We start from the raw sequence: 12,727 nt of genomic DNA on the forward strand, positions 1-12,727 counted from the left end.
ACTGGCTGTGATGTAATACCGGTGGTCGCTGCCCAATGCCAAGTGCTCCAGTGCGAACGCTTGCTAAAGCGTACTCCTTTCGTGCTTTGTGCTATTTTGGGTTATAATCGAGCGCACCAAGGAAACGTGTACCTGATGTGCAACTTCCAAATTGTCATTTCGAGGAGCGGGTTTTGCGACGAGAAATCTTGCCAGGCGCGGGTAAGAGATTTCTCGCTGCGCTCGAAATGACAAACAAGTTGCACATTGCGTAACGTGTCTCTATTAAATGGAGTTGGCGAGATGGGAGAATTGAATCAGGCGCAAACATCATTGCGGATTTTGGCGGTGGACGACGAGCCGAACATCGTCGAGTTTTTGCGCGTGGGGCTGGGATACGAGGGATACCAGGTCGAGGTCGCGATGGATGGACGCGCGGCGTTGGATCGTTTGCGCCAAGAAGAATTTGACCTGGTTATTTTAGATGTCATGTTGCCGGGGGTGGACGGCTTTGAAATATGCAAACGGATTCGCGCGAATAGCCGCGTGCCGATCTTGATGTTGACCGCGCGCGATGAAATTTCCGACCGCGTCACTGGGCTAGACCTCGGCGCGGACGACTATCTCATCAAACCGTTCAGCTTTGCCGAATTGCTCGCGCGGATACGCGCGATTCTGCGCGGACGCGGCGTTACGCAGGAACACGCGATTTTGCGCGCGGCGGACATTGCGCTCGACCGCGACGCGCACACCGTCGAACGCGCGGGGAATCCGATCACCTTGACCGCGAAAGAATTCGAGTTGCTCGAATTTTTCTTGACGCATCCGCGCCAAGTCTTTCGCCGCGATGTGATTCTCGATCGCGTGTGGGGTTATGATTTCGCCGGCGACACGAATCTCGTGGACGTGCACATCGGTCACCTGCGCGACAAATTGGGCGACCGACCGCCGCAATTGCTTCGCACGGTGCGCGGCGTGGGTTATGTGTGGCGGGAGGATTGATGCTGACACGTTGGAATGATCTATCGCTGCGATTGCGTCTTACGTTGCTCTATGTCGGACTGCTTACGATCTTGCTGGTGACGTTCGGCGCGTTTCTCTATTTCGATTCGCGCAACTTTATGATTTCGACGACGGCGTTTCGTTTGCAGGCGCTTGCTTTCAACTCGATGGGGCATCTGGTGCCGGGCGAGTCGCTCGTGCCGCCGCCGCCGCGCCAGATTCCAGACACGCGCGCGCCCATTACCGCGACTGTTGAATTCAGTCCGCCGCCATTCGAGATCGTCGCGCGCAATCTCGCGCGCGATCTGACGTGGCAGGATTACACGACGGTCATCTTGGATCAGAAGGGCGCGATCATCGCGGACGGGCGCGAGTACTCCGGGCAGACCATACTCCCGGCACTTGCCCCAGGTTTACTCGCGCGCACGTGGGCAGGTGAAATGGCGACATCCATCACAACGGTGGCGGGACAAGAGATGCTCGTGGTGTTGATGCCGATTCATTATCCGCGGCGCGAGTCGCCGGTAGTGGGCGTGATCCAGATGACCAATCCGTTGGATTTTGTGGACCAAGTCCTGGGACGCCAACGCGGGTTGATCTTGTTCGGTGTACTCGTGACCTTGTTTATCGGAACGATTGTGGGGTTGTGGCTCACCCAGACCGCGCTCACACCTTTGCGCGTGATGATCGCAGTCTGTCGTCGCATTGCCGGCGGAGACCTGAGTCAGCGCGTCAATTTACCGCAACGCCGCGATGAAACCGGACAACTCGCGTCGGCGTTCGACGAAATGGTCGCGCGCTTGGACGACGCGTTTACGACGCAACGTCAATTTGTCGCGGATGCGTCGCACGAATTGCGAACGCCGCTCACTGCGATCAGTGGATCGCTCGAAGTGCTCCTGCTCGCGCCGGAAGGCGATCCCGAAACGACGCGCCGCGTCCTGCACGGAATGCGTCGCGAGGTGCAACGCCTGACGCGTCTCGTCGCGGATTTGCTCACGCTGACGCGGCTCGATGCGCGGCGCGCGCCGAAGATGCAGATGCTCGATCTCGCCGCGCTCACGCGCGATGTGGTCGAAGGAATGCGGTCGCTCATCAAAAATCGTCAAGTTGTCGTCGAAGCGGAGGGAGCGGTCGAGGGATTTGGCGATGCAGATCAGTTGAAGCAGGTGTTTTACAATCTGTTGGACAACGCGATTCACTCGACGGATGCCGAGACCGGTACGATCACTGTTCGCGTTCAAGGATTGGACGATGCCGTGCGCGTTGCCATCGCGGATAATGGGGCTGGGATTCCCGAGTCGGCGCGCGCGCGTGTGTTTGAGCGGTTTTATCGCGTGGACAAGGCGCGCACGCGTGCCGGTGGCGGCAGTGGCTTGGGGTTGTCCATCGTTCGATCAATTGTGGAAGGACACGGGGGAACCATCGAGCCGGTCGAGAGCGACCTGGGACGCGGCACGACGATTCGATTTGTGTTGCCGCGCAAACGTGTGGAGACGATTACGCCGCGGGAAGCGTGAAGAAAAATATAGACCCTTTGCCTTCGACGCTCTCCGCCCAGATTTTTCCACCGTGCGCCTCGACGGTGTGCTTGGCAATCGCCAGACCCAGGCCGGTGCTCCGCAATTCACCCGCGCCGCGCGTGCGTGCGCGATCCACTTTGTAGAATCGCTCGAACACGCGCGGCAGATCGTTCGCGGAAATGCCGATGCCGGTATCGGCGACGGCGAAGCGCACATTGTCGCCGTCGCGTGTCGCACTAATTTCGATGCGACCGCGCGCATTCGTGAACTTGATCGCGTTGTGAATCAAGTTACCCAAGACTTTGCGAATGCCTTGCGCGTCGGCGAGCACGAGCATGTCCGCATCCACTGCGACATCCAGGTCAATTCCTTTGCGCTCGGCTTGCGGGCGCAGCGAGTTTGCCGCTTCGTTTACCAACTCCACCGCGCGGGTCTCCATCAACTTGATCGGCGCGTGCCCCGATTCGATCAATGCCAGGTCCATCAACTCATCGGTCAGTTGCCGCAACAAATCAATCTGCGCCCGCATCTTGTCAAGCAAGTCGAACAGAAACGATTTGTCATTCATCGTTTCTGCGGTGATGGTTTCGACCAGGAGTTGCAGAGAGGTCACCGGCGTGCGTAATTCGTGCGAGATGTTCGCGACGAATTCGCGCCGCGCGCGACCCAGCCGTTGCAACTCTGTGACCTCGTCTAGCCGAAGCAAAACCCGTGGATCGCTTGATGTGCCGATGGATTGCACGCGCACCGCAAACGCGCGTTCGCCTTTCGCGACGACTTGCTCGAGCGAGTCGGTCTTGCGCTGGAGTACTTCCGCCACCAACGGTTGGAGATCGTAGCCCCACGCGATTTCGCTCAACGGCTGTCCAATTCCATTCTCCACTCCGAGAAAAGAACGTGCGGCAGCGTTCAAAGAAATGATGCGCCCATCCTTGTTCAACAAAACGAATCCGTTCGTCGTGACGCTGTTCATCGCGACGAGCAGTTCGGTTTTTTTCGAGTGATGGAGTTCCTGTTCGTGCCACGCAGTCTCGACCTGGGTGAGACGCGCGGCTTGCGCGCGATTCGTCCACGCGAGCGCGGCAATCGCGATGAGAGCGACGAGCAGAGCACCGAAAAGAAAAAACTCCATTCGCATCAACCTGCGAAACGATAACCCAGCCCGCGCACTGTTTCAATGCGGCTAGGATTCGCCGGGTCGGTCTCGACTTTTTCACGCAAGCCGCGAATGTGCACGTCCACCGTGCGCGAGTCTCCCGAAAAATCGTACCCCCAGATTCGCTGCAACAATAAATCGCGCGTGAGCACCGCGCCCTTGTGGCGAATCAATTCCGCGAGCAAATCAAATTCCTTGGGCGTCAGATTCAAACTTTCACCGCTTCGCCACGCGCGATGCCCGACCAGGTCGAGCGCCAGGTCGCCCGATTCGACTTTGGTCGTTGTCTCGTGTCCGCCGCGCCGCATCACCGCGCGCAAGCGCGCGTACAGTTCGCCGAGCGCGAACGGCTTGACGATGTAATCGTCCGCGCCGCTATCCAGCCCGACGATGCGATCCACCTCGCCGCCGCGCGCGGTCAACAGCACGATCGGCACGTTCGATTCGCGGCGCAATGTGCGGCAAACGGACAAGCCATCCAGTTCGGGCAACATGATGTCGAGGATGATCAGATCGGGTTTGTGTTCGCGCGCGAGGTTGAGCGCGGTAATGCCATCGCTCGCGCGCACCACGTCGTAACCTTCACGACCCAGGTTGTACGCCAGCGTCTCGAGCAAAGTTTGATCGTCTTCGACGAGCAGTAACTTGGTCAACGAACTACTCCACTTACCGCGCCCACTCTTGCAATCTTGGATTCGGCATGATGCCGGGAATGCGTCCGCGTTTCGCAATCGGTTTGCCTTCGATCTCTTTCAAATCGCCGGTGAAATCAATCGGCGGCGCGCCGCTAATCGAACTGCCCACGCCAAAGCCATCCACCGGCGCGCCTTCGCGTTTGAATAGTTCGATGCGTTCCGCGTCCATCCCGCCGCTGACAAAAATCTTGACGCGCGGAAAGCCGGCTTGGTTGAGTCGCGCGCGCACTTCTTTCACCAGGTCAGGCGTCACGCGCCCGCGTTCCGATGGCGTGTCGAGGCGCACACCCCACAGCCGATCACCCAGCGCGGACGCGACGCGCAATGCTTCTTCAGCTTCGTCGCGGAACGTGTCCACGAGCGCGGTGCGATTCACCTCCGGCGGCATCCACTTGTCGAATGCTTGGACCGCGCGCACCGTGTCGCCGAGAATCAAAATCAACGCGTGCGGCATCGTGCCGGAGGGTTGTTTCCCGGCGAGCCGCGCGCCCGCCGGCGTCGCGCACGTCGCACACCCGCCGATGATCGCGGCGTACTCCATTTGCGCGGCGACGTTCGGATGGACGTGGCGCGCGCCGAATGAAATGATCGGGATCGGCGCGGCGGCTTCAACAATTGCGTGCGCGGCGGTTGCCCAGCCGCTTTGCGATGCCAGGATACCCAGGAGCGCGGTTTCGTACAAGCCGAACGCCGAGTACGGCGCGCGAATTCGCAAGACGACTTGCTTGGTTTCCATCGCCGCACCTTCGGGTACGTGCCACACGCGTGCGTCGCGCGGCAACACCGCGTCGAGCAATTGCAACGCTTCGTTCATCCCGCACAACAGCCCGGCGCGGGTCGGGAAAATTTCCATCGTCACGTCGGGGTCAATGCCTTCGCGGCGTAAAATTTCGCGCGTACGGTGGAAATAAATGTCGGCGGTATCGCCGGAAATAATCGCTTCAGAAATTGTCATCGTTCGATTCACCATTTGGTCTAGAGTTTTACAAACTCCGCTTATCCAACCGAATCCCATCCCAACTCGCGAGGGGATCTGTCGAACGAACGAGGCGCATGCCCGCGTCGGCAAAACGTTGGAACGCGGCATCGGCTTGGTCGGTGTAATCCATCACACCCGGCACGACGACCGGCGAGGTGCAATCTTCGAGCAAGTACACTTTTTCGGCGAGGCGATGATCGTGGACGAGAATGTCGTCGAGCAAATCGGCAATCGTCCACGCGACGCAATGGCTCTTGGCTTCGCCGGCGATGAGCACCGCGTCGAATTGTTCGAGCTTGCGGAGAAATTTGTCGGTCTTGTCGGCGAGAGTTTGCCCGTCCGGTCCCTCCCGCACTTCGGGACCCAGCACCGAATAGTGTTCGGTAAACGGATGATCGCCTTTGACGTGGAAATCGGGTTGGCTCACGCGTGCGACGCTGTGAAAGAAAACGGCTTCTTCGAATGCCGACACGAGCGCGTGACCGATGCCGCCCAGCAACGCGTGGTAGGGCCAGATAGTCAGATCGTACTTGCCTGCGCTTGCCAATTGTTGAACATAGTGTTCGAGCAAGCGTTGTCCTTGGTCGGCGCGAATGCCGAGCAAGGGCGCAAGCGCGGGATTGATTTTCCAAACGCCGCATCGAACCGCATCAGCCGAAACGAGTGTGAACGGTGCAGGATGTTCGCCTTGCTCGTTCACCAGGTAAATCGCGTGAAAGATTTGAATGGCTTGATGCGTGTCCATCGTCGGCACGATTTCGGTGATCGCGCCCAGGTTGCGATAAATGAACTCGCACAGCCGGCGATTGTCGTCTATCGCGCCGGTGCCGGAGCGTCCGCCCACGTACAACTCGAACCCAGGAATGCAAAAGGTGTTTTGAACGTCAACCGCGACGAGACAAATCTTGAACGCATCGGCGGAAGCCGGCGCGAGATGATATTGGCGCGCCCATTCGGCAGCTTCAACTGCGCGTTGTTCGTAAGGGACGCGCCAGACCTGACCAACCTGACCAACTTGAAAATGGGATGGGATGGGTAATTCCATAACCGGCTCGTTCTCTTGTGCGATTCCTTCGACAGAATCCAGGTTTCTCCGAAGGGGAGAAACCTGGATTCTGTCGAAAGTGCTACTCGCTGATGACCTCTTCCGTATTCAATTCTTCCAGTCGCCCGGTTGCCGCGTAGATCACGCGCTCGCCGATGTTCGTGATGCGGTCGCCGATGCGTTCGAGATTGTGCGCGGCGAAGAGCAGGTTCATCGCGCGCGTCACCGTGCGTGCGTCTTCGAGCATAAACGTCAATAGCTCGCGAAAGATCTGTTTGTAGAGTTGATCAATTTCATCGTCGCGAACGGCGACCGCGCGTCCCAGTTCGGCGTCGTTCCGCACGAACGCATCGAGCGCCTGCTTCAACATCGAGTCGCAAATATCCGCCATGCGGGGGATATCAATCAACGGCTTGAGCAGCGGCTCATTCCCCATGTGAATCACAATCTCGCCGAGATTCTTGGAATGATCCGCGATCCGTTCCAGCTCGATCGCGATCAACAAGATCGAGAGAATTTCACGCAAGTCACTCGCCAGGGGTTGTTGCGTCGCGATCAATTCGTAGGATTGTTCTTCGATCACATAGCGCAGACGATTGATCTCCTTGTCGCGTTCGATGAGCGACTGCGCTAACACGCGGTCGCGCGTCTTGAGCGCCTCGACGCCATCCGCAATCGTGCGCGAGGTGAGCTGTCCCAGTTCGAGCAATTGATTTTTTAGGTTGGCGATTAATTTTTCAAAAGTATCGCGCGGCATAAGTCTCCTAGTGTCTAGTGCGATAGTGCGATAGTTCTATAGTGCGATAGTGCGATGGTTGAAGTTCGGAGGCGCGGCGACTATCGCACTATCGCACTATCGCACAATCCAACCAAACTATCCAAATCGTCCGGTGATATAGTCTTCGGTTTCTTTTTGTCTTGGATTCGTGAACATGTCGCGCGTCGCGCCAAACTCGATGATGCGCCCCGCTTGCGCTTTGGTCGCGTTGAGCGTGGCAATATTTTCTGCCGTGCGCGGCGCATCGAACGACAACGCCGAGGTCATCTGCCAGCTCATGAACGCAGTATAGTCCGACGCGCGCGCGGCTTGTTGCATGTTGTGTGTCACAATGGCAATCGTGAATTCTTTTCGGAGTTCCTGCATCAACTCTTCGATCTTGTACGTCGAGATCGGATCGAGCGCGGACGCCGGCTCGTCCATCAAAATCACTTCGGGTTCGATGGCAATCGTGCGCGCGATGCACAAGCGTTGTTGTTGTCCGCCGGACAGCGTGAGACCGGATTCGTGCAATTTGTCTTTCACTTCGTCCCACAACGCGGAGGCGCGCAACGATTTTTCCACGATGTCGTCGAGATCGCGGCGTTGGGTCACGCCGAGCAGGCGCGGTCCGTACGCGACATTATCGTAAATGGATTTGGGAAACGGATTCGGTCGTTGAAACACCATCCCCACGCGGCGACGAATTTCGACCACGTCTACATTGGGCGCAATGATGTTTTCACCGTCGAGCAAAACCTCGCCCTCGGCGCGTGTTTTCGGCACAAGGTCGTTCATCCGGTTCAAGGCGCGCAAGAGCGTGGACTTGCCGCAACCCGAAGGTCCAATCAGCGCGGTGATGCGATGTTCGAAAATGTCGAGCGAAATGTTTTCGAGCGCGCGATGCGTGCCGTAATAGAAATTCAGGTTCTTGACCTGCATCTTGACGGCGACGTTCGTCGTCTCGTCCGCATGGACGTTATCGTTCAAAGCCCGCACAAACGCCTTCACTTTTTGAGGATCATTATTCGGCGCGACACGCTGGTCGGTCATCATGGATGCGCTCCCATTTTAGCAGAGTTCTTGGTTAGTGCCAACCCATCTTTTTGAGACGCCACGCCGTGAACAAGCGCGCGGCGATGTTCAAACCCAACACAAGCACGATCAACACAAACGCGGTCGTCCATGCCTTGTCGTGCCAATCTTTATAGGGCGAGATGGCGTACACGTAGATCATGTGCGGCAACGTCGCCGTCGGTTGATCGAGATCGGTGTTCATGTTCGGATTGCCGAACGCGGTAAAGATCATCGGCGCGGCTTCCCCGGCGACGCGCGCAATTCCCAGCATGATGCCGGTCACGACGCCGTTGATCGCGGCAGGCAACGTCACTTGGACCGTCGTTTTCCATTCGGATGCCCCCAGCGCGAGCGAACCTTCGCGCAAATTGCGCGGCACAAGTTTGAGCATCTCTTCGGTCGTCCGCAAGACAATCGGCAACATGATGATCGCGAGCGCAATCCCGCCCGACCACGCGGAAAAATGTTTTTGCGGCAGAACGATAATCGCGTAGGCGAAAATTCCCATTACAATCGAAGGGACGCCGGACAAGACATCGGTGCCGAAACGCATCGCGATGCCCAGCGGTGTGTTGGGATGTTCCGCCGCGTAAAACGCCGCCACAATGCCGACCGGAATCGCGAGCAGGCAAGCGATCCCGACGACGATCCCCGACCCGATAATTCCATTGAACACGCCGCCGCCGGGAACGCCGACCGGCGTAGGCAGTTGCGTAAAGAAATCGAAACTCAGGAATCGTCCGCCTTCCTGGGTTACATAGGCAACGATCCAGATGAGTGGAACGATGGCGAGAAACGCCGCTGCGCCACACAAGAACAACATCACGCGGTTCACCCATTTCCGCGTTTGATAGTGCGCGCCGCCCACTTGGAATCGCGATGAGGATTTAGCAACTGCAATGGTTTGCGTCGTCATGCGCGCGCCTCCGTTGGTGCCCGTCGAGCGACTTGCCACACCAATAATCGCGCAATCGAATTGAGAATGAGCGTAATCACAAATAGAATCAAGCCAATTTCGACGAGCGATTGCACATAGAGTTCGTACGTCGCTTCGGCAAATTCATTCGCGATGATACTTGCCATCGTATACCCAGGATGCAAAATCGAGGAAGTGAGATCGCGATTGTTGCCGATGACCATCGTGACCGCGACCGTCTCGCCGAGCGCGCGCCCCAAACCCAGGATGATCGCGCCGAGAATACCGGACATGCCGTACGGCACTAACACCTGGGAAATCATTTCCCATTTCGTCGCGCCGAGCGCGAGCGCCGCTTCACGTTGCGCGTTCGGAATCGCGAGAAATACGTCGCGGCACAGCGCGCTGATCGTAGGCAAAATCATGACGGACAATACGACGGAAGCCGCGAGCCGGCTAGGTCCAAAAATGGGACCCGCAAATATCGGTAGGAATCCCAGGTTTGTGTTGAGGAACTCGGAAGTCGGTTTGACCAGCACCGGGATCAGGACGTACAACGCCCACAAGCCGAAAATCACACTGGGCACGGCGGCGAGCAGTTCGATGAGGTACCCGACGGGCTGACGCACCCAGTCCGGCGCAAGTTCGGCGAGAAAAATTGCAATGCCCACGCCGACCGGCACTGCCATCAATAGGGCAAGCACTGAAGTCAGGAGTGTGCCGTAGATGAAGGGAAGCGCGCCGAATTCCTCCCGCACCGGATCCCAATCATTGCTCCAGAGAAATCCCAGACCAAATTTCTCGCGCGGCAAAGGCGTGGTATCCCACAGACTATAGCCCGTTGCGAGCACGGTCCCCAGAACCGCAATCCCGGCGAGAATCGTCAGCGCGCGGAAAATCACGTCGCCGTGTCCGGTGCGACGAATCAACGCATTGAACCGCGAAACGGCTGAGCGTTTTTTGGCGGCGGAAACGACAGACATTGTTTTTTCCTCTACGCGCCAAGACCTTCCAGGTTTCCAAAAACCTGGAAGGTCTGACGTGTTGTTATCATTCCAGAATTTAGAACGCCTTGCCCTGGCAAGTGACCTTGCTCACTTTGTCGAGCACTTGCTTCTTCACCGAATCCGGCAGTGGGATGTAATCCAACGACTTGGCGGACGCTTCGGCGTTCGCATCACTCAACACCCACTTGATAAAGTCTACAACTTTTTTGCCTTTGACACAATCGGTTTGGTCCATGTAGACGAGCAAGTACGTGTAGGTCGCGATGGGCCACGAGGTTTTGCCCGGCGCGTTCGCGATCGAGAGCGCGAGCTTGTCGCCCATGTTCGTGCCATATTCTGCCATCGCGGCTTGCACTGCTTCGATGCTGGGTTTCACGAACTCGCCGGCTTTGTTTTGCACCGCGCCGAAGACCAGGTTGTTCTGTTTGGCGTACGCGAATTCGACGTATCCGATCGCGCCATCGTTCAAGCCCACCATCGCGGCGACGCCTTCATTGCCCTTGCCGCCGATCCCTTCGACGGGCCACTTGACGGACGAGGCGCTGCCCGCTTTTTCTTTCCACTCGGCGCTCACTTGCGCGAGATAATCGGTGTAGGCAAACGTCGTGCCACTACCATCCGAGCGGCGGACCACGGCGATGTCCTTCGATGGCAGTTTGATGTTCGGGTTGGCGTTCTTCAAAACTGGGTCGTCCCATTTTTTGATCTTGCCAAGATAAATGTCGGCGAGCGAGGTGTACGGGAATTGGAGCGTGGTAATAATGACTTTGCCATCGGTGTCTTTGATATTGTACACCGGAACGATTGCGCCGGCAACCGTTGGGATCATCTGGATGTTCTTGGCGGCGGTGTACTGCGCGTCGGTGAGAATCGCATCGCTCGCGCCAAAGTCAACGGTCTTGGCGGTGATTTGCGCGATGCCGCCACCGGAGCCGATGGATTGATAATTGAACTTGGCAGATGTGTCTACGAACGCGTAATCGTAGAACCAGCGCGAGTAGAGCGGGAACGGGAACGTCGCGCCCGCGCCGTTAATCGTCACCGCGCCGGCTTTCGGCGCGGCGGTCGGTTGCGCGCTGCTCGGCGCGGTCGTTGGACTGGCGCACGCGGTGGCAAGCACGATGAGACCGAGCAAGGCGGTGAACAAAAAGAACTTGTTGAACATTCATCTCCTCCTGAGAGATTTCGCTTGGCGAGGTTATACTCGCAACAATTGCACTAATTTTTTATCGGTTATTCCATCAGTAACGGCTTCGACTTCGAGATACTGTTCGATTCCCGAACCGCGTAATTTTTCCTTCATCAACTCGTCCACCTGATAAATGCCCGCCGAGTTGTTCATCACAATTCGCACGCGCACGGCTTTCGCCTCGCCGTGGGTGATCTCTACTTTTTCAATCGCGGCAGCGGAGACTGAGTGAACGTTATAGTTGCCTTGCTCGAAGACGATGCGCGAGCGACCCTTGGTCATATCGAGCGCGTCTGCCACGCGCACGACGCCGGCTTCAATCGTCAGCGGCTTGCCTTGGGCGCGATGCGAAATGATCGCGTGTAGAATCTCCGAGCGCATGATTGCGCGCGCACCGGGCGGATACAAGCCGTCGAGTACGCGATCAATCACGGGGATCGCGATGAAGAGCGAATAGTCTTCGTGCGCGACGCGGTGAATGGACATGCCCAGGTCGTGCAACAGCGCGGCGAGGACGACCACGACTTCGGCATCGGCGTCGCCCAGTTTGTACGGGGTGGCATAGTTCACGACGAGGTCGGGTGTTATCGCGCGGTCTACGATCAACCGCAGCAAGCGCAGCGCGATGTTGGCGACGATTTGCATGTGCACCGGACCGTGATCGTTCATGCCGAGTCGTTCGACGGCATTCACATTTTGCGCGTGCCAGAGCGCGTGCAATTCGGTATCGGCATTCACGCGGTCGAGGACTTGCTGTAAAAGGGGATTGTGCCGATTGGGTAGGCGGATTAACGTGGAGGGTTGCTCGACCCAGGCGAGCGAATCGCGGATCAGTGACGGTTCAGTTGGTTTGATCGAATCTATGATCATTGTCAAAATTAATCGTTTCTCTGCTAGGCATTTGCTAGACACGCCATCAACGCACGCCATTCCGAGGCGGTGTTCACCGATTCAAATTCTATCAGCCGAATCTCTGCGATCAAATCTTGCACGCGGGCACGAATCCGCTCGCGCAAGAAGCGAACCTGTTCAACGGATTCGCCGGACAGGTCTTGGAATTCCCAAATGCGCGCCGTGTTGAACGCATACGGTTGAATATCTTTTCCCATCAACACGATGATGTCTGCGCGCGCGGTCGCTTGTTGACTGACTCGTTTCGGAGTACCGGCGCGCAGGTCAACGCCCACTTCCGCCATCACTTGAACCGCGCGTTCATCGAGCGCGTGCGCCGGCATCGTGCCGCACGATTGCGCTTGCCAGGATGCGTCCGCGAGGTGATTGAACCACGCTTCGGCAATTTGACTCCGCGTCGCGTTACGGACATCAACGAAGAGAATTCGTTTCATAAACGAGTGTTTTCCTTTCCTGAACTTGTCCGCTACTCACGAGACCGATTTTAGGG

13 protein-coding genes are annotated in these 12,727 nt (G+C 57.5%); 2 read left to right on the forward strand and 11 right to left on the reverse strand.

Annotated features, from left to right (window positions below):
- Positions 1-282 precede the first annotated feature (282 nt).
- Together HY868_05745 and HY868_05750 are read left to right on the forward strand one after the other, a co-directional pair.
- Positions 283-981, forward strand: a complete 699-nt coding sequence (locus HY868_05745) for a response regulator transcription factor (GenBank protein ID MBI5301621.1) — start codon at positions 283-285, stop codon at positions 979-981.
- Positions 981-2,501, forward strand: coding sequence for a HAMP domain-containing protein (locus tag HY868_05750; GenBank protein ID MBI5301622.1), 1,521 nt, complete (start codon positions 981-983; stop codon positions 2,499-2,501). The genes HY868_05745 and HY868_05750 overlap by 1 nt, the downstream gene beginning before the upstream one ends.
- On the opposite strand, the gene HY868_05755 is transcribed toward HY868_05750, so the two are convergent.
- The 11 genes from HY868_05755 to HY868_05805 form a co-directional block, all read right to left on the reverse strand.
- A complete protein-coding gene (locus HY868_05755) occupies positions 2,482-3,636 on the reverse strand; it encodes a PAS domain-containing sensor histidine kinase (GenBank protein ID MBI5301623.1) in 1,155 nt (384 codons plus the stop codon). The two genes, HY868_05750 and HY868_05755, sit on opposite strands and share 20 nt — an antisense overlap.
- Before the next feature lie 5 nt (positions 3,637-3,641).
- Positions 3,642-4,313 (reverse strand): response regulator transcription factor, encoded by a 672-nt coding sequence (locus HY868_05760; protein MBI5301624.1) that lies wholly within the window; start codon positions 4,311-4,313, stop codon positions 3,642-3,644.
- A gap of 13 nt (positions 4,314-4,326) precedes the next feature.
- Positions 4,327-5,325 (reverse strand): nicotinate phosphoribosyltransferase, encoded by a 999-nt coding sequence (locus HY868_05765; GenBank protein MBI5301625.1) that lies wholly within the window; start codon positions 5,323-5,325, stop codon positions 4,327-4,329.
- Positions 5,326-5,338: 13 nt separating this feature from the next.
- The gene (locus HY868_05770; protein ID MBI5301626.1) at positions 5,339-6,379 is read right to left on the reverse strand and encodes an isochorismatase; all 1,041 of its coding nucleotides are present in this window, start codon (positions 6,377-6,379) and stop codon (positions 5,339-5,341) included.
- 82 nt (positions 6,380-6,461) lie between these two features.
- The gene (gene phoU / locus HY868_05775) at positions 6,462-7,136 is read right to left on the reverse strand and encodes a phosphate signaling complex protein PhoU (protein MBI5301627.1); all 675 of its coding nucleotides are present in this window, start codon (positions 7,134-7,136) and stop codon (positions 6,462-6,464) included.
- Between the two features lie 117 nt (positions 7,137-7,253).
- Complete coding sequence (gene pstB / locus HY868_05780; GenBank protein ID MBI5301628.1) at positions 7,254-8,078, reverse strand: phosphate ABC transporter ATP-binding protein; 825 nt, start codon at positions 8,076-8,078, stop codon at positions 7,254-7,256.
- Positions 8,079-8,223: 145 nt separating this feature from the next.
- Entirely contained in the window at positions 8,224-9,129 is a 906-nt protein-coding gene (pstA, locus tag HY868_05785; protein ID MBI5301629.1) for a phosphate ABC transporter permease PstA, read from the reverse strand.
- Positions 9,126-10,112: a phosphate ABC transporter permease subunit PstC gene (gene pstC / locus HY868_05790; protein MBI5301630.1), complete on the reverse strand. Its 987-nt coding sequence runs from the start codon at positions 10,110-10,112 to the stop codon at positions 9,126-9,128. The genes pstA and pstC overlap by 4 nt, the downstream gene beginning before the upstream one ends.
- Positions 10,113-10,191: 79 nt before the next feature.
- Complete coding sequence (pstS, locus tag HY868_05795; protein MBI5301631.1) at positions 10,192-11,301, reverse strand: phosphate ABC transporter substrate-binding protein PstS; 1,110 nt, start codon at positions 11,299-11,301, stop codon at positions 10,192-10,194.
- Positions 11,302-11,334: 33 nt separating this feature from the next.
- Positions 11,335-12,195 carry an HD domain-containing protein gene (locus HY868_05800; GenBank protein MBI5301632.1) on the reverse strand — a complete coding sequence of 287 codons (861 nt, stop codon included), beginning with the start codon at positions 12,193-12,195 and terminating at the stop codon, positions 11,335-11,337.
- 23 nt (positions 12,196-12,218) lie between these two features.
- Positions 12,219-12,671 (reverse strand): low molecular weight phosphatase family protein, encoded by a 453-nt coding sequence (locus HY868_05805; GenBank protein ID MBI5301633.1) that lies wholly within the window; start codon positions 12,669-12,671, stop codon positions 12,219-12,221.
- Between the last annotated feature and the right edge of the window lie 56 nt (positions 12,672-12,727).

The sequence above is a fragment of the Chloroflexota bacterium genome (assembly GCA_016219275.1).
Taxonomy (GTDB): domain Bacteria; phylum Chloroflexota; class Anaerolineae; order UBA4142; family UBA4142; genus JACRBM01.

Excerpts from the sequence above, each read along its gene's own strand:
- HY868_05745 (MBI5301621.1), top strand. The coding sequence starts at position 283 with ATGGGAGAATTGAATCAGGCGCAAACATCATTGCGGATTTTGGCGGTG.
- HY868_05750 (MBI5301622.1), top strand. The coding sequence starts at position 981 with ATGCTGACACGTTGGAATGATCTATCGCTGCGATTGCGTCTTACGTTG.
- HY868_05755 (MBI5301623.1), bottom strand. The coding sequence starts at position 3,636 with ATGGAGTTTTTTCTTTTCGGTGCTCTGCTCGTCGCTCTCATCGCGATT.
- HY868_05765 (MBI5301625.1), bottom strand. The coding sequence starts at position 5,325 with ATGGTGAATCGAACGATGACAATTTCTGAAGCGATTATTTCCGGCGAT.
- HY868_05770 (MBI5301626.1), bottom strand. The coding sequence starts at position 6,379 with ATGGAATTACCCATCCCATCCCATTTTCAAGTTGGTCAGGTTGGTCAG.
- phoU (MBI5301627.1), bottom strand. The coding sequence starts at position 7,136 with ATGCCGCGCGATACTTTTGAAAAATTAATCGCCAACCTAAAAAATCAA.
- pstB (MBI5301628.1), bottom strand. The coding sequence starts at position 8,078 with ATGCAGGTCAAGAACCTGAATTTCTATTACGGCACGCATCGCGCGCTC.
- pstA (MBI5301629.1), bottom strand. The coding sequence starts at position 9,129 with ATGACGACGCAAACCATTGCAGTTGCTAAATCCTCATCGCGATTCCAA.
- pstC (MBI5301630.1), bottom strand. The coding sequence starts at position 10,112 with ATGTCTGTCGTTTCCGCCGCCAAAAAACGCTCAGCCGTTTCGCGGTTC.
- pstS (MBI5301631.1), bottom strand. The coding sequence starts at position 11,301 with ATGTTCAACAAGTTCTTTTTGTTCACCGCCTTGCTCGGTCTCATCGTG.
- HY868_05800 (MBI5301632.1), bottom strand. The coding sequence starts at position 12,195 with ATGATCATAGATTCGATCAAACCAACTGAACCGTCACTGATCCGCGAT.
- HY868_05805 (MBI5301633.1), bottom strand. The coding sequence starts at position 12,671 with ATGAAACGAATTCTCTTCGTTGATGTCCGTAACGCGACGCGGAGTCAA.